The organism is Pseudoxanthobacter soli DSM 19599, from assembly GCF_900148505.1.
In the GTDB taxonomy this organism is placed as follows: domain Bacteria; phylum Pseudomonadota; class Alphaproteobacteria; order Rhizobiales; family Segnochrobactraceae; genus Pseudoxanthobacter; species Pseudoxanthobacter soli.
The window spans coordinates 21,213-42,985 of the sequence record NZ_FRXO01000011.1 but is presented as its reverse complement, the minus strand read 5'-3'; the positions used below and the strand labels follow the sequence as shown (position 1 = coordinate 42,985).

Sequence of the window (21,773 nt, the reverse complement as noted above, 5' to 3'; positions counted from 1 at the left end):
GCGTCCGCCGGGGCCTCCGTCGCAGGTGGCGTATCCGTCGGCACGATGGCAGCCCTCCAAGCCTTGACGTTTGAAGCTTTGCCGGTTCAGCCCGCGTCAGGACGCGGACGGAATCCGCGCCACCATGCGCAGCGAGGTGGTGAGTTCTTCCATCTGCAGCCACGGACGCAGCCAGGCGACCGCGTTGTAGGAGCCCGGCTTGCCCGGAATCTCGCGGACCTCGACCTTCGCCTCGGCGAGCGGATACTTGGCCTTCATATCCTGGCCGGCATCCGGATTGCCGTTGACGTAGTTGATGATCCAGCGGTTGAGCCAAGCCTCGCAGTCGCTGGCTTCCATGAACGCGCCGACCTTGTCGCGGCCCATGATCTTCAGGTAGTGCGCGAAGCGCGACGTGGCCATGATGTACGGCAGGCGAGCCGAGATCGCGGCGTTGGCAGTCGCTTCGGGGCGGTCGTACTTCTTCGGCTTCTGGGTGGTCTGCGCACCGAAGAACACCGCGTAGTCGGTGCCCTTGTAGTGACACAGCGGCAGGAAGCCGAGCTTCGACAGCTCCGCCTCGCGACGATCGGTGATGCCGATCTCGGTCGGGCACTGCTGGTCGACGTCGCCGTCATCCGACACGAACACGTGGCTCGGCAGGTTCTCGACCTTGCCGCCGCCCTCGGCGCCGCGGATGGCGGTGCACCAGCCGTGCTGCGCGAACGCATCCGTGAGACGGGCGCCCAGCACGAAGGCCGAGTTCATCCAGCAATATTCGTTGTTGGCCATCGCACGCGGCACGCCGTCGACGATGTGGCCTTCCTCGTAGTTGAACTCCTCGACCGGCTTGGTCATGGCGCCGTAGGGCAGCCGGGCGAGGGTGCGCGGCAGGGCCAGCGTGACGAAGCGGGAATCTTCCGATTCCCGGAAGCTGCGCCACTTGGCGTATTCGACGGTGTCGAAGATCTTCTCCAGATCGCGCGGCTTCGACAGCTCGGTGTAGTTGTCGAACCCGAACAGCGCCGGATCAGCCGCCGCGATGAAGGGAGCGAAGGCCGCAGCGGCCACGCTCGACATCTGCGACAGCAGCTCGATGTCCTCGGGATGGTTGGAGAACTCGTAGTCGCCGATCAGCGCGCCGTAGGGCTCGCCGCCAGGGCTGCCGAACTCGGACTCGTAGATCTTCTTGAAGATCGCGCTCTGGTCGAACTCCGAGGCCTTGCTCAGGTTCTTGTAGAGCTCGCGCTTCGTGCAGTTCAGCACGCGGATCTTCAGGGTCGTGCTCGTCTCGGAGTTCATGACGAGATAGTTCAGGCCCCGCCAGGTGCCTTCCAGCTTCTGGAAGTCCGGGTGGTGCATGATGGCGTTCAGCTGCGTCGACAGCTTGGCGTCGATGCTGGAGATCGCCGCAGAGATCGTCTGCGCGAGGTTCTTGGAATAGGTCACCGTGCCGGCCAGCGCCTCACGCGTCAGCGTGCGCAAGAGCTCGGTGGTACGGTCGGGATCGGTCTGCTTCGTCGCAGCGATCGCCTGGTCCAGGAAGGAAAGCTCGCCCGTGGCGGCTTCCGCAGCCTGGCCTTGTGCTTCGGCTTCACCCGCGGCCATCGGTCAACCTTCCTTCTTCTCGGGAGCGGCAACGCCCAGCTGATCGCCGAGCGCCTTCAACTGCTCTTCGTTGGAGAGAATCTGTTCCAGAAGGCTCTCCAGATTCTCGGAGCGGTCGGCCTTCGACAGGAGGTCGCGCAGCTGGTTGCGCGCGTCCATCAGCTTGCGAAGCGGCTCGACATTCTGCACCACCGAGGCGGGGGAGAAGTCTTCCATCGACTTGAACGCGAGTTCGACGGACATCTGGCTGCCATCGTCGGCCAGCGTGTTGTCAACCTTCATCTTCAGGCCGGGCGTCATGCGCGCCAGCACCTGATCGAAATTGTCACGGTCGATCTGGATGAACTTCCGGTCGCCGAGGGGCTTCAGCGGCTCGGTCGGATCGCCGGAGAAGTCTCCGATCACGCCGACGACGAAGGGAAGCTCCTTCTGGACGACCGCGCCTTCCGTCTCGACATCGTAGGTGATGTGGACGCGCGGTTTGCGGACCCGGCTCAGCTTTTCATGAATGCTCGGCATCGCTCTTCGAGACCCTTTGCCCTGTGACGTGAATTAACTTGTAGACCACCTTGCGTCGTTGAACACTGAGGAAAAACGACTTTATTCACTCGGAACCTCCGGCGGACGCAGTCCGGAGGCAATGTAGAAGTAACGTCTCGCTTCCGCGTCGACGACGAGTTCGTCCAGAAGCTGTGTCAGCGGCATCCGCCCACGCCGAACGACTTCCTCCAGCGTGTAGGAAATCGGCGAATGCGGCTCCGTCTGGCGAAAGAACGCCGCGATCTGCAGAATCTGCTGCAAGGCCTGCTCGCGGCTGGCGGGGCGGGAGGACGGCACGGCGCTGCCACCACCGGCGGCAGGCGCCCCTTCCGCGACCGCGGCCTCGCCCTCCTGGACCTCCACGGCATAGCCGGCGCTTTCGGCGGCCATGCTCGCCTGGGCGAGCTTGTCGGCCGCGAACACGCGGACCGCCTCGTCGATCGCGGTCAGCGCGGCACGGATGGCACCGGCCGGCGGCGCATCGTGGCCGACGCGCGCGACGAACGCATCCGACAACGCGTTGACCGCGGCCGTCACCTCGGCGAGATCGGCCACGAGCGCGCTGAAGTGCGACGCCGGCGTCGCCTGGACCGCGGCGGTGAACGTCTCAAGCGTCGTCCCGCCGGCGACGAGGCGGGCTTCTTTCTTGGTCGGATCGGAGATCTGCTCGATCTCCATCGCCTGCTCGTATTGCCACAACGACATCGGCGGATCGCTGCGCGTCAGCCCCAGCTTGCGCAGCGGCTGGATCAGGGTGCCGTCGCCGGATGCACCATTGAGACCGATGAACGGCGACAGCCTCGGCTCGTTGCCGTCCTCGTCGGGGAGCGGATAGATCTCGTCCCAATAGGTGTTGACGAGCCCTTCGGCCAGCTTCAACCCGGTGTGGAGCCCCGACAGCCCATCCACCCGCAGCAGGCCCTCGATCATCCAGGCCGCGACTTCGAGGTCCTTGCCCTCGTGGCCGAGGATCTGGAGGCCGACATCCGCCATCTCGCCCCAGTCCTCCAGCGGCGAAGGCGCGTCGGGGTCGACATCGATGGCGCGCTCCTTGCGACGCGCAAGCGCCCGCGCGTCCTTCATCCGCAGGAAGCGCGAGGTCGGCGACATGTCGCTGCGCGGATCGGTTCCGCAGGGCGCGTCACCCTCGAACGGAGCGAGCAGTTCCTCGGGATCGAAAGTCGGGGTTATGGCCATGAAATTCGAACAATTCCATACGCGAGAACAGGTCTTTACGGAGCGGCTCGATAACGTCCGGAAACGAGGGGCAGGCAAGGCTGTCGTTCGTCGCGTCCGGGAAGCCCCGGCACCCGACCGCTTCAGACGCTGACAGGCGAACCCGCTGCGCCGGCCCCCGTGACGACAGGATGCCGGATCGTCGCGGTCGGCTATCGCAATCATTTCCCCGTCGCGCCGGCTTCGCGTCGTTCGTCACCGGTCGCGACAGGCCCCCGCCTTCCCCCTCCGGACCGCGGCCGCCCGCATCCGGCGGAGGCCACGACGTTCTTTTCACCATTACGCCCGGCAGCTTATCCCAATATGACACCTGCGGGAACCACCGTGTTTCCCACCGTCATCCCAGGGTACAGGCCCGGCGCTAGCCTGGAACCAGCGCCGGCGGACACTTGAAGCCGGCCAGCGGATTCTGGCCGAACGGGTTCATCACGCTGTCCGCCTCGATGACGAAGCTCGCCGAATTCGACCCGAGCTGGACGGCGACCTGGAAACGGGTCGCCGTCAGGCGGGTGACCTTCGCCGTGGAGAGGAAGCGGAACAGCGCCCACGGTCCGGTGACGTTGGACATCGACGGCGTTCCGGGCGTGGACGCCGCGAACGCGATGCTGACGCCGCCCTTGGCGCCCGGCCAGTGGATCGGCGTGCGCTGCGGCGGGCCGTACTGGTAGGTGAGCGTCTGACCGTCGATCGACAGCGTCACGCGCATGGCGTTCGGATCGAGATTGTAGGGCTCGATCTGGAACGACACCTGCGGCGTCGCTCCGCCATCGACGAAGAACACCTTGCGGATGCGGTCGGCCTGTTCGAAGAACTTGATGGCCGCCGGGGTCAGGTTGGGACGCGCGGCCGCCTTGTTGAGGCGCCACGGGGTGCGCGTCGTGTCGACATAGGGCTTGATCTGCTTGGTGAAGAACTGGTCGAGCAGGCCGTTCGGCGCCAGCAGCCGGCTGAAATCGGCGATGGTGACCTCGTTCTCCGACACGGCGAAGGGATAGCGCCCCTCGATGGCGGCCTGGCAGAACGGATAGACCTCGGAGGTCCACGTTCCGCTGAGATCGCTCTTCACGCCCTCGTTGGCGATGGCGGACGTCTGCTGGGTGATCTGGGCGACGGCATCGGCCAGCGACGGCGGCGCGCTCAGGGTGTTGAACTGCATCTGGCTCAGGAGCTGCGAGAAGCCGGGACCCGAGGTCAGCGCGGTGACCTGGGCGGGACTGCTGCCCGCGCTCGCCGCCGGGCCGATCAGCGCCCGCAGTTGCGACAGCGACTGCAGGGTGCCGTCGAGCGGGCTCGGATTGCCGGCGACGAAGGCATGCAGGCCGGCGAAATGCTCGGTGATCGGCTGGCCGGCCTGCGCGGCCGCGCTGAGCGGCGTGGCGGCCTGGGGCGCGGTCGCGGCCGCTTCCTTGCTTTCCGGCGCGGGGCTGAGCGTCGTCTGCTGCGAGACCGAGTTGAGGAACAGGGAAAGCGGCGACGGCGGGCCGAGAACGGCCTGGAGCACGCTCAGTTCGGAATTGAAGTCGGTGAAGGACGCGATCGTGACGTCGTTGAGGAGGCCCTCCCACTGGGCGATGTAGTCGGAGACGTAGAGATCCGTCATCTCCCGCTCCAGCTCCTTCTGCCGCTCGGGACCCTCGTCGTCCTCAGGCGTCAGGAAGCGGACCCAGTCCTCGTTCATGACCGTCTCGGCGACCTTCGAGATCGCAGGCAGCACGACGGTGCTGAAATGGTCGGCGGTGTACATGCCCGGCACCGCTTCCGCGAGCGACTTGCCGGAGCGCCGGACAAGCGCATAGGAGGCGAGCGGGCCGGCGACGTCGGTCAGGCGCCAGGTCGGCAGATTCCTGATTTCCGGCAGCTGCTTCAACAGCGCCATGCCGCGCATGGCGGGCGGGAACTCGTTCAGCACGGCGCGCGCGTTCGCGACGAGCTGCTCCTGAATGGGAGCCGGTGCGAACCCGGCCTTCAGCAGGTTCTGCAGCTGCTCCTGCAGGGAGGCGCGCAAGGGCGCGTCCGAGGCATTGGGATAGAGCGACTGCCAGCGGCGATCGAACCAGTTGGCGATGACCTCTTTGTCGACCGGCCGCACGCCACCGAACATCAGGTAGACCATCACGGCGCCGTAAAGCTTCGCCGGGTCGGACATGGAGTCCTGAATGTCGGACTCCAGATAGCCGACGAGCTGGGGCAGGAACAGCATGTGCAGCGCGTCGACATATTCCGACTTCGCCGGCCCCGAGAGATGGCCATATTGCGACAGGCCGCCGGTGAACGCGGGCACCGAATAGTCGCGCGTATCCCCCCACCCCGTCGGGATATCCTCCAGCGCCTTGAGCGCCGGAATGGTGGCGGCGAGATCCGTGTTCTGGGTCGGCTGCATGCTGGGATTCGCGCCGAGCATCGCGAGCGACAGCTTGGCGCGATCCGCCCGTTGTTCGACGGTCTTGATCAAGGTGCGGTTGTTGGCGAAGCTGTAGGCCCACCAGCCGCACAGCGCGAGCGCGACGAGGGCGATGAGCGCGAGGGTCGCCCACTGCGTCAGGCGCTGGGCGCGGCGCGCCCGCCTGTCCAGCGCCACGAGCCCGGCTTCGGGAATGACGACCTGCTCGAACAGATCGCGGATGAACAGGCCGCGCTGGGCGGGCACCGCGACACTCGGCGTGCCGACGGTCTCCGCGGGCTCGTCGGATTTCGTGATCAGATCGGCGCGAGCGCTGGTGAAATAGACGCCGCGCAGCTGGAGCGTCGGCTCGAACTCGTTCGGCCGGAACACGTCTTCGACGAACTGCAGATATTTCTGCTTCAGCAGCGCCATCTGCGGCAGGAACATGAAATCGTCGAAGCGACGGGTGATATCGCCTTCGCCGTTCACCTGTTCGAGCACCCGCGGGGTCTGCCAGCGCAGCAGATCGTCATATTCCCGGCCGAACACCGTTCCGATCGCCTCGGGCGGGTTCGCCGCCGCGCCGCGCCCGCTCGCGATCGGAAGTGTCAGCCCGAACACGGCATTGCGGTAGACCGGCGCCAGGTTGGCGAAGAACGCCTCGAACCCCGGCACATCGTCGACGCGGGTGAACACGGCATAGACCGGAAAGCTCGCCCTGAGCTGGTTCCGCAGATCGATCAACTGCTGACGGATTTCGGCGAACAGCGCCGCCGTCTGGCTTTCCGCCGCGGTCCGCAGTTCCGCCACGCTGAGCACGATGACGACGCCGTTGATCGGCTCGCGCGGACGGTAGCGCTTCAGGAGCCCGAGAAAGTTCCGCCACAGACGGCGCTGCGAATGCGGGCCGAACGGCCCGGCCGTATCCACGAAGACGGCGTTATCGACGAAGGAGAACGTGAAGGCGGGACCGGCCGCGATGTGCCCGCCGCGGCTGTCGGTGGCGGGAAAGCGCAGGCCCGAGGACCGGATCAGCGAGGTCTTCCCCGCCCGCTCCGGCCCGATCACGAGATACCAGGGCAGCTTGTAGCGATAGGAGCGGTCGAGCCGCCACACCCGCCCCGTGCCCTTGAGGGTGGCGAAGGCGCGGCGCAGGCCGGCCTCAAGCGCGTCGGTCTGGGTCTTCGCCTCCTCCTCGTTGGAGGCACTCGACTGGAAGGGCTTGCGCGCGGACTGGCCGAACCCCCTGAGCAGCAGCACGAGCACGACCACGACGCCGATCAGCAGCACGATCAGCGCCGCGAGAAGCCGCAGCACCGGATCGCCGATGACCGGCGCTCCGCCGACCGTGATCAGCGGCGCGAGGAACCACGTCAGAAGCGACAGCAGCAGGAAGGCCGCCGCCACCAGGACCAGGCGCCAGAATGCCCAAGTACCGAGCGGCTTCATCATCGTGCGGTTCCTGATGGCATCGTCGAGATAACGGTGGGCACGCGAGCGTCGAACGGAACGACGGCGCGGCGGCGCACGCGGCCCGCTCCGGCCGCCAGACGATCGGCTTCCGCCGGCCTGCTCGCCCTCACGAAGCCGGTCTCGGCCATGTCAATCTCCGCCACGATCTCCATCGTCCCTGGACCTCTAGCGCGGTGTGAGGACGATTTCGACGCGCCGGTTGGCGCTGCGGCCGTCCGGCGTGGCGTTCGTGGCAATGGGGTCGGCGGCACCGCGGCCGAACGCGCTGACGCGGGCGGGATCGGACAGACCTTCCGACAACAGCTGCGCGACGCGCTTGGCGCGGGCGAGCGACAGGGCCTCGTTGTTGGGGAAGGTCGGGGTGTTGATCGGCAGGCTGTCGGTAAAGCCCGTGACGGCGATCGGACCGGGGAACGGCTGAAGCGCCTCCGCGATGGCCTTGATCACGGCCGGATAGGGCGTGCGCAGCGTCGTGCTCGCCGACGTGAACAGCTCCTTGCGGGTGATGATCACAACCGTGCCGCTGCGCGACAGCACCGAGATCAGGCCCTGCTGCTGCTGCGGCATGAGCATCTTGGCGATGGCGCGATAGGGATCGATCGCCGGAGGCGTGGTGGGCGGCGGCGCGAGCATCCCCTCGGCAGGCACCACCGGCAGCGCCGCGCGAACCGGCGGAGGCGGCGGCGGCGGCGCGGGGGTCTGGACGGGATCCGCCAGGAGTTCGCTCACCTTGACCGCGGCGATCTCGGCATCGCGCCGCAGGATGGCCGACAGCACCACGAACACCACCAGAAGGATCAGGGCGAACCCGGCGGCTGCAAGCCAGAACGGCATCAGATCGCGCAGGCGCCCGCGGTTCGCTGTCACCCCTCGCCACGACGGCGACAGTTCAGGCTGCGGAAACCCGCGGATGCCGCGAAGGAACTTGTAGACGTCGTCGCTGATCTGCGTGAGTTCAGCGTTTCCGCCTGCATCGAGCCGGTATTTTCCGACGAATCCGAACTCGATACAATAATAGAAAACCTCGATTTCCTTCATGAACGACTGGGGCGAAGCCATCATCTGGCTCAGGAGCGTGAAGAAACGCTCGCCACCCCACGATTCCTGAAAGAACAGCGAGATCATGGTCCGGGTGGACCATCGGCTTTCCTGGCCCCATTTCGTACGCAGCACGATGTCGTCCACCGTGGCGGCAAGGGCATAGAGGACGAGGCGCACATGACGGGGCGCGAGACCCCGCGCGGCTGCCTGGGTCTCGAAGGTCGAAAGCCCCCGCATCAGCTTGCGATGCAGCGAGGGAACGTCGACGACATCGGACGAACCGCGCACGCGCAAGAGCTGCTCGAAGATCGGTGCGGCGAGAGCGAGACCCGGATTGTCGTTGTAGACGTCCGCAACGGTGGACAGCGCGTCGGAATGATCCACCGTGATCTCGACGGCCCGCGATGCGGCGCTCAGCCCCTCGGCGGCCGGCTCGTCGCTGTCCCAGGTCGAGGGATAGCTCCGGCTCACCGGACCGAGATCCGGCGGCGGCCGCGTGCCGGCCGATTGCGATGCCTGGGGAAAAGGCACATCCCCACCCTGGCCGGGCAGAGGCTGGCGCGGCGACTGACGCTCCGGCGCGCGACGCCCGCCGCCGGCGGGGGCAAAGATGGTCGCGTCGCCATTGTCGCTATCGAGCGTGTCCCGCGTCATAGCCCATCTTTCGCAATACACACCGCAGGTTCGGAACAGGCTGGTTTTGTGGAAGGCACTGAGACGAACGAGGCGGCGTTCAGCTTACGATGACGCCACCGAAACGGCGACAACAAACACGATTCCGCCGCAAAGCCCTCTCCCGAAGCGCGCGCACCGGGTTGGCCTGCCACCTTCAGGCGCATATCGGTCGGTCAAAGACGCAGAAAAGGCACGGAACCACAATCAGAGCGCGCAAATGCGGTCAGGCCGTCCACAGGCGGCATGACAGACCACAAGACGGACTTCGCGAGCAGAATCATGTGCATACCCCCAAGAAAGCCGCCCCCGCGGCCGTGACGTCAGCGGCGGATCGCCCACAGCTCCATCTGAACGTCCGGAAACTCGCCCGCGAGGTGAACGGCGATGCCGCCGGAGGTCGCGAGGCTCTTCCAGATCGGGCTTTGAGACTCGAGCTCGAAATAGACCGTGCCGGAGTGATACGGGATCTGGCGCGGAACCACGGCCAGCGGCTGCACGCGGATGCCGGGCAGCTGGACGTTCACGAGTTCGCGGATCTGCTCGACCGATCCGATCTTGATCAGCGCCGGAAGGGACCGGCGGATCGCCTCCTCCGGCATGCTCGCCTTGACGAGCAGGACGAAGTTCGCCTTGTCGATCAACGTCTTGTCGACGATCGTGCCGACGCGGATGCCGTATTTCCTGTCCTGGAGCGGAATCTGGATCGCCGATTGTTCCATGACGACGCTGAGCGACTGCCGCAGCGCGATCATCACGCTCGCGAACACGTTTTCCAGATCGTCGTGCCGGTAGACGGCGAAGTCGTCCGGCCGGCGCCGCGGATTGGTGAACGTGGCGAGTTCGCCAGCAAGCATCAGGAACGCCTCGTAGAGGCGCTCGGGGTGCAGGGCCGGCAGATGGTTGAAGTGCGCGAGCAGCGGCTCGGTACGGTTCAGAAGCTGCAGCATCAGGAAGTCGAACATCTCCGACGTTCCTTGGCTCGAGACACCGGATACCCGTCGGCCGAGCGCCTCGCCCCGGTGCCGCAGCATCGCGAGGACTTCGCTGACATAGCCGTTCAGCACCGACGACGACATCGCGTCCATGTAGGGCGGGATATAGTCCGCATCGAGCCGCACCCGGCGATCGGCCGAGACCTCGGCGACGCGCGCGACCCCCAGGCAGTGGAAGCCGCTGCGGTCATCGGTGCCGAGCATCAGCTGCAGGCGCAGGCTGGCGGTACGGATGCGCGCATTGCTGTTCGCGCCGCTGATGGCGTCGACGACATCCTGCTCCGAGGCGATGAAGCGGGTCGAGGCGCCGAAGCCGCCGCCGACATCGATTTCCGCTCCGCCGGCCTGCTGGATCGGCACGCACAGATAGATGAGGCAATCGGCGAGCCCGACCGGCAGGTCGAGCGGCGTCGGCAGGGCCTGATCGCCCGGGATGTCGATGGGGGTGCCGTCCTCGAACACGCCCGAGCAGCGTTCCAGCCCGAACTTGCCGAGCGCGAGCAGGGCATTGTTGATGCCGATCTCGCGCAGCCCCCACGGATAGGGCCCGATGCCGTCGACGCGGGCGCGCACGAGGCGCTCCACGTAGCGGTCCTGCTGCTGGAAATGCTGGGCACGCAGGAACATGCCTTCCGACCAGACGACTTTGCCGTTGGCACTCATTTCTCGCCGTCTCCGTCATCGAGCAGACTGGTCAGCGGGCCTATCCGGCGCTCTGGCAAGGCGAGATCGTCGTCCAACGCGAACGCGCCCCCCTTCGTCCCCTCTATAGACAGATCGTCCCGACGTTCCAATGCCATCGTGCCCGCCAGCCGGTCGGCGAGACCCAACAGCAGCCGCTCGCTGGCGGCCGGGTCGAGCGCGCGAAGCCGGGCCAGCACATCGCCCGTCTCTCCGGCGAGGACGAGGCCGCTGTCCGAGGGCACGACAAGCCGTTCCAGGTGGGCGATCGCCTCGATCAGCGCGAGCATCAGGCGCCGGTCGCGCTCGCCCTCGTCGCGGACCGCCGGCGCGATGGCCATGATTTCGGTCTCGGGTTCCGGCTCCGGCCCCGAGCTATCCTCCTGGTTCCAGTCGAGCGGAATCGGCGCCGCCCCCTTGAAGGCGGTCGCGAACAACGGCGGCGGCTCCGCCGCCCGCGGCGTCGCGTCGACCGGCGGCCACGACAGCAGCGGCCGGTTGTCGGCGACGGGCGGCTCCGCCCGATTGGCGGCCCAGGGATTGACAGAAGAGGCATAGCCGGCGGCCGGATTGGCGCGCGGGAAATCCGGCAACGCCATCAGGCCGTCGTCTTCGCCCCCCGCGTCGTCCCGCTTCGATCCGGGCGGCGGCGGAAGAACCGCGAGAAACGGATCGGTCGCGCGCGAATCGGACTGCTTCAGCTCGACCGCGATGGTCGTTCCCGGCAGCACGAGCCGGTCGCCGTCGCTGAGGATGGCGGTGTTGCCGCGCCCGACCGGCTGCTCCGCATTGTTCAGGAACAGGCCGTTCGACGAGGTATCGATGACGATGAAGATGCCGGCCTTCAGCTCGATCGTGCAGTGATGGCGGGAAATCAGCCGCCGGGCGTCTTCCAGAACCCAGTCGTTGTCCGCGTCCCGCCCGATGCGGAACGGACCCGCGGTCACCGTCCGGGACCGCTCCTCGGCCTGGGTATCGAACGAACCAATCAGCGTGAGCCGCAGCGTAGGCGCCATCGTCACCGTTCCGTCAGGGAGCGCGTTTCCCGCTCCCGCCATTGGCAATATCCGCGCCGATGGACAACGCCGCCATGTGACGTTTCCCGATCGACCTGGCGTCCCCAGGCACGCAGCTGAGCAGGATCGAAGCGCCGACCGCACTGCCCGTCAACCCGTCGCCGGGCGGAACCACCTGCCCCGATTCCGGCGGTGCGAGGCTGCCCCCCGACCAGAACGCCCCGAGCGCGGCATAGGCGCCGGCCGTATTGAACTTCAGCGCATCCGCGACGGGATAGGTGGCCTGGCGCCGCAGCTCGGTCGGCTCGTAGACCCACGCCTCGGCCGCCTTCCAGGCCGCGCCTTCGGGACTGTCGGCCGTGGTGACGTCGCCCAGCATGGTTTCGCCGACGACGCAGGCCCACCATACCGCCTCCCGCCGCGGCAGCGCCACGGCAAGATAGCGGATGGCATCCACATATTGTCCGGCGCCGGCAAGCGCAACGATCAGGTCCGCCGCCGGCTGATCCGGCGGGCTGAGGGCGGCAACCTCTTCCGACGGCTCCAGAATGGCGAACATCTGGGCTGCGAGCGAGAAGCGAACCTTCGGCAGAAAGCCGATTTCCATGTCGAATTCCTACCGTCTCAGTTGATGGTCACCAGACCGCCCTTGACCTGCACGGTACCGCTGCCGCTGACATTCACCATCGGGCCGCTGAGCTGGACCTTCGCATCGCCGGTGACCGCGATCTGCGTGCCTTTCAGGGTGATCCCGGACTGGTTGATGGTGATCGAGTTCGAGCCGACCTTGAGCGTGATCGACTGCCCGGCGCTGATCGTAACCGAGCCGCCGTCGCATTGCAGCGTCGCATTGCCGGAGCTGAGCGAGAGCGAATAGTTGCCGCTCGAAAGCGTCGTCGTGTCGTTGCCCTTGGAGATCGTCGCCGTGCGGTTGCCCTGGGAAACCGTCGTGCTGTCGTTGCCCTCCGACACGGTGACGGTACGGTTGCCCTTGGACACGGTCAGGCTCTCGTTGCCCTGGGAGACCGTGACGGTGCGGTTGCCCTTGGAGACCGTCAGGCTTTCGTTGCCCTCCTGGATCGTCGCGGAGCGGTCGTTCTTGATCGTCTCGGTCCGGTCGTGCTCGACGTTCAGCTTGTCGTCGTTCACCACGTCGCGGGTGAAGTCCTTCTGGGCGTGGATATAGACGAGCTCGCTGCCCTTCTTGTCCTCGAACCGCAGCTCGTTGAACGTGGTCGCCGAGCCCTGCGTGCTCGATCGCGTCTTGATTCCGCTCTGGGTCTTGTTGTCCGGCAGGGTATAGGGGGGCATGTTCTGCCCGTTATAGACGCTGCCGACGACGAGCGGCCGGTCCGGGTCGCCCTCGAGAAAGGCGACCACGACCTCCATGCCGACGCGCGGCAGGAACTGCGAGCCCCAGGTCGCGCCGGCGATGGACTGGGCGACGCGGATCCAGCACGAGCTGTTCTCGTCGTTCTTGCCGAGCCGGTCCCAATGGAACTGCACGCGGATGCGGCCGTACTTGTCGCAATAGATTTCATCGCCCGACGCCCCGACGACGGTCGCGGTCTGGTGGCCGGGAATCAGCGGCCGGCGCGTCACCGGCCGCGGCCGGAACACCGTCGTCGCGGGCAGCGCCGTGAACACGTTGGTGTAGGCGACCGTCTCCTCGTGGTTGCCGAGATGGGTGTGGTCGCGGACGGTATGCTCCACCGACCGCAGCACATAGGCCTTGCCCTGCTCGCTCGCGACCTCGTGCTTGGTCATGGTGAACTTCGCGCCCGGCACGAAGCCGGGATAGGTGGCGGTGCCGCGCGTCACCGCGTAGCCGGCCTCGATCGCCTCCATGCGGGTGCGGGAAAGCGTCGTGCCGTCGTCCTTCTTGGTGTAGTCGCCGGGATAATCATAGACTTCCCAGCTCTTGAAGGCCGAATTGCTCACGGCCGTCGAGGTGCTCGCGGTCAGATCGGTGGTCGATTGCTCGAAATTGAAGTCGTCGAGCGTCGCCTTGCCGGACTGGAAATGAAAGCCGCTCGACCAGGTCTGCACCGCCTGGGTGAGGGAACTGTCCGGCGGCGCATGCTGCACGCTCTTGTCGACGCAATCCGTGTAGCCGCCGACGCTATCGCTGAGAACCAGCGTGTGCTGCCCGCTCTCGTGCTGGAAATAGAAGTAGATGCCTTCCTCGGCGAGGATGCGCACGAGGAACTCGTAGTCGGTCTCGCGATACTGGACGCAATAATCGCGGGTCGGGTGCGTGCCGGAGAGCCCGACCTTCTTGTAGTCGGTGACGCCGCCGTCGGACAGCAGCGTGTCGGCGATCTGCACGACGGACTGGTTCTGGAAGATGCGGCAATCGGCGGTGCGGGTCAGCAGCCACAGCTTCGGGCGCAGCACCACGCGATAGCGCCGCATGCCGTTGACCATCTGGTCGCCGGCCGCGAAGTAGGTGACGATCCCGTTGATGGCGCGCGCGTCGCTTCCCGGTCGCGCGATGCTTACCGTCACGGCCTTGCCGATCAACTGGTCGGCGGTGATGCCTGTGTTCGTCGAGGCCATGTCGACCTCGTACTCGAACAGCTCGGACAGGGCTTCCCGCCCCTTCACGTCCATTCCGATCAGCACGTCGCCGCCGAGCGGCGTGGTGAGCGTGATGAGCCGGCCGGTCTGGACAGGGGCTGCCGTGGCGTTCATGGGGCCATCCCTCCACCCGGGCGATGGGCCATCAAGCAGCACGTCCCCGGGAAAATCGGACGGCCAGGAAGCCAGACGGCCACCCGGCCCGAAAAAATGCCGGCGCGCGGCAATCCGCGCACCGGCACGACGGCGAAAGACTTACGAGCTCTTGGTGGTGGCCATGTCGTAGGACACGGTGACCGGCGAGCCGGCCTTGTTCTTGTCGTCGTAGGGGACGAACTTGAACTCGAGCTTGGTGAAGCTGATCGAGACCGACTCCGTCGGACGGTCGCCGCTCGACGACACCGAATAGGACGAGATCAGCGCGTTGGTCAGCGTGTAGGTCGCATAGGTCACGCCCGGGCTGCCGGTGGTGACGAGATCGATCTTCACGGTCTTGCCGGTGTTACCGGTGCAGGCCTCGGTGAACAGCTTCGGCGACGCGGCGTCGAACATCTTCACGATCGACACTTCGCTGACCGACGGCTCGGACGCCTCGCGGTTGTTGGCCGACCCGGAGACGGTGGCGATGCCGCGGCCGACGCCCCAGGACATCGACAGCACGTCGATCCACTTCTTGTGGTCCTGCTGGGTGGCTTCGCCCGGAATGCCGTCGTAGTTCAGATAAACAGCCACTTTTAGCTCCTCAGGTTGGGGCGGTATTCGCCCGTATCATTCTAAACCAATAGGCAATTAAAGCTCTGCGCTGTTAATAAGGCCTATGAGTTGATACAGATTGTCCTTAACTTTGGACCAATCCTGTGTCCCGGTGACAATCTTACCCAGATCGACGTTCAGAACAACGATACTTGCGAACATGTAGACCATCGTTCGCTCGGAGTCGCTGGGAAGGCTCCCAGGGAACCGTAGCCGGAAGTTGGATGCAACGTTCGAACCGTGTCCCGTCACCTCCTTCTTCTTATCTTCGCTGATCTGACCGAACCACTTCGAGTACTTGTTGACGAACTTCAAGTCCACCAGCGTGTCGATCCAGCTATCCTGATAGGAAATCGACTTCTTTCGGGCTACGGCGGCAAGGACCTCGTTCACGATCAGCGAACAGACGGCGACCAACCGCACGATATCGCCGATTTCAGGCGTATTGGCCTCGCCGCGACGAAGATTCTTTGCCAGCGTATTCGAAAGAGAACTCTTCAGAAGCCCGAAATACCTCGCCGCACTCGAGCCCGCCGTCTCAATCGCCTCGGAGATGACAGGGCTGCTGCTGTTGTACCAGGACGGGGCTTCGATAACGCTCTTGAACTGCTGGGTGTTCTGGAACGTCTTCGCGATGGTCTGCGACTCGACGTTGAGCGTTGGCATCATGGTGGCCAGCGTGCTCGGCGTCGTGCCGACGGTGGGAGCAACCCAGTTCGGGTAGTACTTCGTCATGATGGCCGTCAGCGGACCACTATGAGTGGGATTCATCTTCATATAACGGTAGAAGTAGTATCCCATCACCAGCACGGCCGCCATTTCGTGCCCACTGGTCGCGAACACCGGAGCCGATACTTTTTTCGCCAACGCCAGCCGCTGGATTTCGTTCTGAAGTGCCGTTATTTCGTCCCTGAGGGAGTCCACGATCGACGCATACATCAAAGCCAGAACATACTTGCGGTACGCGTCCAGCGTCTCGGGGACCTTCTGGTAGTATTCCTTGATCGTATCGGACTTCTTGTTGAGAAGCGATTCAAGCTTCTTCTCTTCGACCTCAGGCTTCACAGACGAAAACAGGCGGTCATAGATCTTGTTGGTCGCAACCTGGTTCTGCGTCTGTGTATTCATGATCTTCACAACGGAGACCACCTGGTCGAGGCCTCCGTTCGCGACGATCTTGTCGATATCCTCGTTCTTGATGCGCTCCTGCCGCTTCTGCCACATGCCGTAGAAGAAGCTGACCGCGCCGTTGTAGCCGCCGACCTGCGGAACGTTCTTGCTCAGTCCGCTGGACAGGCCTTTGGCGACGCCGCTCACCATCCCGGACCCGACGTCCGACGTGATGGTCGTTCCGCCGAGAACGGTCGCCAGCGTGCTCTTGTCCGACGTCGGCGCCGTCATCGCGTAGTTTGCGATCGACTGAAAGGCCGTGCTGGCGGCGGCTCCGAGCAGGGTGCCGGCGTTCTGGGCCGCAGCCGACAGAAAGGGGCCGGCATAAGGCACGGCCAGCAGCGACTGGGCCAGAACCGCATCAAGCACGAGGACGAGCGGCGAGGGAGGCGGCTTCTTCTCAAGTTCCGCCTTGCCGGTGTTCGTCACGGCCGTCGAGAGCGCGGTGATCGCCTGACCAAGCGCGAACAGCGACTCGGCACCACCGTTGCCGCTGTTGATCGTGGCAACGTTCAAGTCACCCCGAACAGTCCGCAACTGGCTCTGGTACAGAGGATTACCCTTGAATTCCAGAGCCATCGCGGCAGCACATTGCAGCGTGCTGGCCTTTTCGAGTTTGGTCGTGAGTGGCCCGAGCTCGGTCTGCAGGCTCGGCTCCGGCGTTGCCAGGACCGTCATCTGGTCCTGCCAATTCAAGCTCGTCGCCTTCGTCTGCACTCGATCGAGGTGCTGCTTCAGGGCCGCAGCGCTTGTAGCCATCTCGGTACCCTCTACCCCAGTTCAGTTATCGCCAGCGGACGTGCGGGCCCGTTACGAGCTCTTCGTCGTCGCCATGTCGTAGGACACAGTGACGGGCGAGCCGGCCTTGTTCTTGTCGTCGTAGGGGGTGAACTTGAACTCGAGCTTGGTGAAGCTGATCGAGACCGACTCCGTCGGGCGGTCGCCGCTCGACGACACGGAATAGGACGAGATCAGCGCGTTGGTCAGCGTGTAGGTCGCATAGGTCACGCCCGGGCTGCCGGTGGTGACCAGATCGATCTTCACGGTCTTGCCGGTGTTGCCGGTGCAGGCCTCGGTGAAAAGCTTCGGCGACGCGGCGTCGAACATCTTCACGATCGACACTTCGCTGACCGAGGGCTCGGACGCTTCACGATTGTTGGCCGAGCCCGAGACGGTGGCGATACCGCGTCCCACACCCCAGGACATCGACAAAACGTCGATCCACTTCTTGTGATCCTGCTGGGTGGCTTCGCCCGGGATACCATCGTAGTTGAGATAAACAGCCATGATCCACCTGTTCGTACAGAAACGCTTGCGTTTCCTCTGAGATTTCAGAGGCGCCTTATTTCCGTGTTTTTGATCTCTGTTCGGCCATAGATCCAGTGAAACTTTTTTAATGTGGCTTGAAGGTCACAAGCCGCGTGCGGTAGCTCATCGTGGCCCTGTCGTGGAGGCGGACCGTCCAGTCGATATCGACGCCGGGCGCCGACGGATTCAGCACCTTGCGGCCCTCGCGGGCCGCCGTCTGGTTGAGCGCCTCGACGAGGGCGTCGAGCGCCGCAGGTCCGTCAAGCCACGATTGCGGCGGCGTCGCGTGAGAAGCCCAGTCGAACGGCGTGGAAATGGCGACCCCGCCTTCCGCCTGCGAAACCCGGCTGGCCTCGGCCAGCATCCGTGCCGGATCCGGCACGCAATCCAGCACGTTGAAAGCGGTTACCACCGCGAAGCTGTCGCTTGCGAACGGCAGCGCCAACGCATCGGCGATCCAGAAATCGACCCGCTCTTCGCCCGGAAACATCACAGGAAAATCATGCAGTTCATAACGCATCCCCACCAGCCGATGGGGATAATGCACCCTGCCACTGTCAATCACATGACGGGCGATCGCGAGCAGGGGCCAGTTCACGTCGATGCCGAGCACGAGTCCGTCGTCACTCGCAGCCGCGAGGTCGAAACTGGTCCGTCCGACGGCGCAGCCGATATCGAGCGCGGGCCCGGAGAATGCCGGCAGCCGGTCGAGAGCGGCGCCGAGACAGGCGCGCACACCGGTTTCCTCGGGGGGGAAACCGTCCGCGTCGTCCGCTGACGCGGTCAGGTCGCCATAGTGATCGAAGGCATAGCTCGCCTGCTGCTGACGCACGATGCTGACGCCGGCGTCCGGTCCGGAGGCCGCGGCGATGCGATCCAGCGCCGACCAGTGCAGGTCTTCCCGCATCAGGATGAGGTGCGCGTTCGCCGCGATCCAGGCATCCGGCTCCGGCACCAGAATGGGTACCCCGGCAATGAGCGGAAAGCTGCGGCCGCAGCCCGGCTCGCTGCAGCGCAGTTCGCCGGCGGAGATCCGGCCATCGGTCTCGACGACCTCGCCGCCGAGGGAAAGCGGCGAATCGACCTGCCGCATCCGGCAAGCCGGACAGACGGGGCGCAGATGCTCGAAATGGGCGCGCCGCATATCCCCTCTATCCGCCGATCATCACCGTGGGACATCCCGGCGGCAGAATCGATCCCGTGGGGCTGGGGATCGGCGCGACGCAACTGGAGTGCATCGAGGTGTCGCCGACCCGCGCCGCCGGCATGTTGCCGATCATGACGGTCGCGGAGCCCTTCATGATCATCCCCGGGCCGCCGGGAACGCAGCCCGCGAGCACGCAGGGCACCGTGGTATCGGTCATCCGCGCCGCCGGCATGTTACCGATGAGGACGGTAGCGCAGCCCTTCATGATGGTCAGCGGCATGGCCGGATGCGGAACGGGCGTCGGCACCGGTGCCGGGGGATGCATCGGCGCATGGCAATGCGGCGCCGCCTGCAGAACTTTGTCGCCCAGTCTCGCCGCCGGTGGCATTTCCGCCTCCCTCGTCAGATCGTCGCAAGGCCGCCGCCCCGGCCGACGCCGGAGCGAAACCCGATTCAGTTCACCGCGTACTCGAAATCGCCGCCTGCACCGACGCCGACCTTGATCCGGGTGATGCGCTCGCCGCCGGCCAGCGCTTCCAGCACATGGGCCGACATTTCCGGCAAAAGCGTGCGCGACAGGATGTTCTCGACATTGCGGGCGCCGGACGCGCTTTCGGTGCAGCGGCTCGCAATCGTCTCCACCAGCGCGGGATCGTATTCGAACGCGGCCTCGTAGGCGTCGAACACCCGCTTGCGGATGCGGCCGAGCTGGAGCTCCACGACCGAGCGGATGGTGGCATCCGACAACGGCAGATAGGGCACCAGCGTCACACGGCCGAGGAACGCGTCCTTGAAGAACTTGGTCAGTTCCGGCCGCAGCGCCGTCGCCAGCACGCTCGGTTCCGGCATGGTGTCCGGATCGGCGCACAGCTTGACGATCAGGTCGGCCGCCGCGTTCGACGTCATGATGATGATGGTGTTCTTGAAGTCGATGTCGCGGCCTTCGCCGTCCTTCATCTGGCCCTTGTCGAACACCTGGAAGAACACGTCCTGGATGCCGGGATGCGCCTTCTCGATCTCGTCGAGCAGGATCACGGAATAGGGACGCCGGCGGACGGCCTCGGTCAGCACACCGCCCTCGCCATAGCCGACATAGCCCGGCGGGCTGCCCATCAGGAGGCTGACTTTGTGCTCCTCCTTGAACTCCGTCATGTTGATCGTGGTGAGGTTCTGCTCGCCGCCATAGAGGAGGTCGGCGACAGTAAGGGCGGTTTCCGTCTTGCCGACGCCCGAGGGACCCACCATCAGGAACACGCCGAGCGGCTTGCGCGGGTCCGTCAGGCGCGCCCGCGACGTGCGGATCGCCTGGGCCACGGCCGCGATGGCGTGGGACTGGCCGACCACACGCTTTTCCATCGCGGCCTGCAGCGCCAGAACGCCCATGATCTCGTCGTTCTGCATCCGGCCGGCCGGAATGCCGGTCCAGTTCTGCACCACCTCGGCCACCGCCTGGGCATCGACCAGCGGAAACACCAACGGCTGCTTGCCCTGCAGGTCCTGCAATTCGAGGGTGGCAGCGCCGAAATCGGCCCGCAGCCTTTCGGCGTCCTCGCCCGGCGCGGCGGCCTCGAGTTCCCCGCGCAGCGCCTCGAGCCGCTCGACGATCGCCTTCTCGCTCTCCCAGCGCTCGGTCAGCGCCGCAAGCTCGCCCGAGAGCGTCTCGTGCTCCCTGCGCAGCGCCTCGCGCCGTTCGTCGTTCTGGGAACCGGTGACGGCCTCGCGGTCGAGGATCGCGAGTTCGGTGTCGATCAGCTCGATCCGGCGGCGGCGGTCATCGATGGTGCCCGGCACGGTCGTCTGGCTGACGGCCACGCGCGAGCAGGCGGTGTCGAGCAGCGAGACCGCCTTGTCCGGCAATTGCCGCGCCGGGATATAGCGCGCCGACAGCCGGACCGCGGCGTGGACGGCTTCGTCGAGAATGCGCACCTTGTGGTATTTCTCGAGCGTCGCAACCAGCCCCCGGATCATGGCGACGGCGACCGGCTCGGCCGGCTCCTCCACCTTCACGACCTGGAAACGGCGGGTGAGCGCGGCGTCCTTCTCGAAATATTTCTTGTATTCGGCCCACGTGGTGGCGGCGATGGTGCGCAGTTCGCCGCGCGCGAGCGCCGGCTTCAGCAGGTTCGCCGCATCGCCCTGCCCCGCCGCGCCGCCGGCGCCGATCAGGGTGTGGGCCTCGTCGATGAACAGGATCACCGGCTTGGGGCTCGCCTTCACGCCGTCGATCACGGCCCGCAGACGGCTCTCGAACTCGCCCTTCATGCTGGCACCGGCCTGCAGCAGGCCGAGATCGAGCGTGCGCAGCACCACGTCGCGCAGCACGGGCGGCACGTCGCCGGAGGCGATTCGCAGGGCGAAACCCTCGACCACCGCCGTCTTGCCGACACCCGCCTCGCCGGTCAGGATCGGGTTGTTCTGGCGACGGCGGATCAGGATGTCGATGATCTGGCGGATTTCCTCGTCGCGGCCGAGGATCGGGTCGATACGGCCGGAGCGCGCCTCCTCTGTCAGGTCGACGGTATATTGCGCCAGCGCGTCGCCCGCCTTGCCGCCCGGCAGCACGCCGCCGGCCATGTCGCCACCCGGGGCGGCGATCGCAGCCGCCGCATTGCGCTCGGACGAACCGGAGGTTGCGCTATCAAAGTCGCGCTTCAGAGCATCGGCCGAGATTCGGCGGAACTCGGGCGAGATGTCGTAGGCGTAGCGGGACAGGACATCGTCGGACAGCAGGGCCAGCAACAGATGTCCGGACCGGATCTGGCCGACGCCGAAATCGAGCGAAACCACCAGCCAGGCCTGCTTGATGAGGTCGATCAGGCTGGGGGAAAATCCGGGCGGCCGGGCGTTGCCGGTGCGCAGACGATCCAGCGCGCGCGCAAGGTCGGAAAGGAGCTTGCCCTGGTCGACGCCATAGTGCCCCATGACAAGCGTGAAATCACTGTCGCTCCGCTCAGCGATCTTCGACAGCCAGTGCTCGATCTCGATGTTGAAATGCGTCCGCATCAGAGCGAAGCCGGCGGCGCTTTCCAGCGCACCGCGGCAAGCTTCATCTAAGCGAAACACCAACGCCTTCAGGTCAACGGACACCATGAATTCTTATTCCGACCGCTCAATACGTCCAAAAGTGGGAGTAACGACGAAGGATGAAGAACGCTGATCGACCCCCGTTTTTGCCGACTTATCAATAACGC

General features: G+C 65.5%; 16 protein-coding genes. All 16 read right to left on the bottom strand.

Annotated features, from left to right (window positions below; translation table 11 throughout):
- Nucleotides 1-96 precede the first annotated feature (96 nt).
- Nucleotides 97-1,587 carry a type VI secretion system contractile sheath large subunit gene (gene tssC, locus BUF17_RS19140; RefSeq protein ID WP_073631742.1) on the bottom strand — a complete coding sequence of 497 codons (1,491 nt, stop codon included), beginning with the start codon at nucleotides 1,585-1,587 and terminating at the stop codon, nucleotides 97-99.
- Between the two features lie 3 nt (nucleotides 1,588-1,590).
- Nucleotides 1,591-2,106: a type VI secretion system contractile sheath small subunit gene (tssB, locus tag BUF17_RS19135; protein WP_073631740.1), complete on the bottom strand. Its 516-nt coding sequence runs from the start codon at nucleotides 2,104-2,106 to the stop codon at nucleotides 1,591-1,593.
- An 81-nt stretch (nucleotides 2,107-2,187) separates the two neighbouring features.
- Nucleotides 2,188-3,324, bottom strand: a complete 1,137-nt coding sequence (gene tssA, locus BUF17_RS19130) for a type VI secretion system protein TssA (RefSeq protein WP_073631738.1) — start codon at nucleotides 3,322-3,324, stop codon at nucleotides 2,188-2,190.
- Between the two features lie 400 nt (nucleotides 3,325-3,724).
- Nucleotides 3,725-7,198: a type VI secretion system membrane subunit TssM gene (gene tssM / locus BUF17_RS19125; RefSeq protein ID WP_073631736.1), complete on the bottom strand. Its 3,474-nt coding sequence runs from the start codon at nucleotides 7,196-7,198 to the stop codon at nucleotides 3,725-3,727.
- Nucleotides 7,195-7,347 (bottom strand): hypothetical protein, encoded by a 153-nt coding sequence (locus tag BUF17_RS23025; RefSeq protein ID WP_175563750.1) that lies wholly within the window; start codon nucleotides 7,345-7,347, stop codon nucleotides 7,195-7,197. The genes tssM and BUF17_RS23025 overlap by 4 nt, the downstream gene beginning before the upstream one ends.
- 37 nt (nucleotides 7,348-7,384) lie before the next feature.
- The gene (icmH, locus tag BUF17_RS19120) at nucleotides 7,385-8,914 is read right to left on the bottom strand and encodes a type IVB secretion system protein IcmH/DotU (protein ID WP_073631734.1); all 1,530 of its coding nucleotides are present in this window, start codon (nucleotides 8,912-8,914) and stop codon (nucleotides 7,385-7,387) included.
- A 341-nt stretch (nucleotides 8,915-9,255) separates the two neighbouring features.
- A complete protein-coding gene (gene tssK / locus BUF17_RS19115; protein ID WP_073631732.1) occupies nucleotides 9,256-10,590 on the bottom strand; it encodes a type VI secretion system baseplate subunit TssK in 1,335 nt (444 codons plus the stop codon).
- Nucleotides 10,587-11,624, bottom strand: coding sequence for a type VI secretion system-associated FHA domain protein (locus BUF17_RS19110; RefSeq protein WP_073631730.1), 1,038 nt, complete (start codon nucleotides 11,622-11,624; stop codon nucleotides 10,587-10,589). The genes tssK and BUF17_RS19110 overlap by 4 nt, the downstream gene beginning before the upstream one ends.
- 13 nt (nucleotides 11,625-11,637) lie before the next feature.
- On the bottom strand, nucleotides 11,638-12,231 hold the full coding sequence (locus BUF17_RS19105) for a DUF6931 family protein (RefSeq protein WP_073631728.1): 594 nt from the start codon (nucleotides 12,229-12,231) through the stop codon (nucleotides 11,638-11,640).
- A 17-nt stretch (nucleotides 12,232-12,248) separates the two neighbouring features.
- Nucleotides 12,249-14,318, bottom strand: a complete 2,070-nt coding sequence (locus BUF17_RS19100) for a type VI secretion system Vgr family protein (RefSeq protein WP_073631726.1) — start codon at nucleotides 14,316-14,318, stop codon at nucleotides 12,249-12,251.
- Between the two features lie 141 nt (nucleotides 14,319-14,459).
- Nucleotides 14,460-14,936, bottom strand: a complete 477-nt coding sequence (locus BUF17_RS19095) for an Hcp family type VI secretion system effector (protein WP_073631724.1) — start codon at nucleotides 14,934-14,936, stop codon at nucleotides 14,460-14,462.
- 57 nt (nucleotides 14,937-14,993) lie between these two features.
- Nucleotides 14,994-16,886 carry a hypothetical protein gene (locus BUF17_RS19090; RefSeq protein ID WP_139282608.1) on the bottom strand — a complete coding sequence of 631 codons (1,893 nt, stop codon included), beginning with the start codon at nucleotides 16,884-16,886 and terminating at the stop codon, nucleotides 14,994-14,996.
- 51 nt (nucleotides 16,887-16,937) lie between these two features.
- Nucleotides 16,938-17,414, bottom strand: coding sequence for an Hcp family type VI secretion system effector (locus BUF17_RS19085; protein ID WP_073631721.1), 477 nt, complete (start codon nucleotides 17,412-17,414; stop codon nucleotides 16,938-16,940).
- 106 nt (nucleotides 17,415-17,520) lie between these two features.
- Complete coding sequence (locus tag BUF17_RS19080) at nucleotides 17,521-18,579, bottom strand: methyltransferase domain-containing protein (protein ID WP_073631719.1); 1,059 nt, start codon at nucleotides 18,577-18,579, stop codon at nucleotides 17,521-17,523.
- 7 nt (nucleotides 18,580-18,586) lie between these two features.
- Entirely contained in the window at nucleotides 18,587-18,970 is a 384-nt protein-coding gene (locus BUF17_RS19075) for a PAAR domain-containing protein (protein ID WP_073631717.1), read from the bottom strand.
- Between the two features lie 65 nt (nucleotides 18,971-19,035).
- Nucleotides 19,036-21,672, bottom strand: coding sequence for a type VI secretion system ATPase TssH (tssH, locus tag BUF17_RS19070; protein WP_073631715.1), 2,637 nt, complete (start codon nucleotides 21,670-21,672; stop codon nucleotides 19,036-19,038).
- Between the last annotated feature and the right edge of the window lie 101 nt (nucleotides 21,673-21,773).

Coding starts and splice junctions, on each gene's coding strand:
- tssC (WP_073631742.1), bottom strand. CDS start 1,587: ATGGCCGCGGGTGAAGCCGAAGCACAAGGCCAGGCTGCGGAAGCCGCC.
- tssB (WP_073631740.1), bottom strand. CDS start 2,106: ATGCCGAGCATTCATGAAAAGCTGAGCCGGGTCCGCAAACCGCGCGTC.
- tssA (WP_073631738.1), bottom strand. CDS start 3,324: ATGGCCATAACCCCGACTTTCGATCCCGAGGAACTGCTCGCTCCGTTC.
- tssM (WP_073631736.1), bottom strand. CDS start 7,198: ATGATGAAGCCGCTCGGTACTTGGGCATTCTGGCGCCTGGTCCTGGTG.
- BUF17_RS23025 (WP_175563750.1), bottom strand. CDS start 7,347: ATGGCCGAGACCGGCTTCGTGAGGGCGAGCAGGCCGGCGGAAGCCGAT.
- icmH (WP_073631734.1), bottom strand. CDS start 8,914: ATGACGCGGGACACGCTCGATAGCGACAATGGCGACGCGACCATCTTT.
- tssK (WP_073631732.1), bottom strand. CDS start 10,590: ATGAGTGCCAACGGCAAAGTCGTCTGGTCGGAAGGCATGTTCCTGCGT.
- BUF17_RS19110 (WP_073631730.1), bottom strand. CDS start 11,624: ATGGCGCCTACGCTGCGGCTCACGCTGATTGGTTCGTTCGATACCCAG.
- BUF17_RS19105 (WP_073631728.1), bottom strand. CDS start 12,231: ATGGAAATCGGCTTTCTGCCGAAGGTTCGCTTCTCGCTCGCAGCCCAG.
- BUF17_RS19100 (WP_073631726.1), bottom strand. CDS start 14,318: ATGAACGCCACGGCAGCCCCTGTCCAGACCGGCCGGCTCATCACGCTC.
- BUF17_RS19090 (WP_139282608.1), bottom strand. CDS start 16,886: ATGGCTACAAGCGCTGCGGCCCTGAAGCAGCACCTCGATCGAGTGCAG.
- BUF17_RS19085 (WP_073631721.1), bottom strand. CDS start 17,414: ATGGCTGTTTATCTCAACTACGATGGTATCCCGGGCGAAGCCACCCAG.
- BUF17_RS19080 (WP_073631719.1), bottom strand. CDS start 18,579: ATGCGGCGCGCCCATTTCGAGCATCTGCGCCCCGTCTGTCCGGCTTGC.
- BUF17_RS19075 (WP_073631717.1), bottom strand. CDS start 18,970: ATGCCACCGGCGGCGAGACTGGGCGACAAAGTTCTGCAGGCGGCGCCG.
- tssH (WP_073631715.1), bottom strand. CDS start 21,672: ATGGTGTCCGTTGACCTGAAGGCGTTGGTGTTTCGCTTAGATGAAGCT.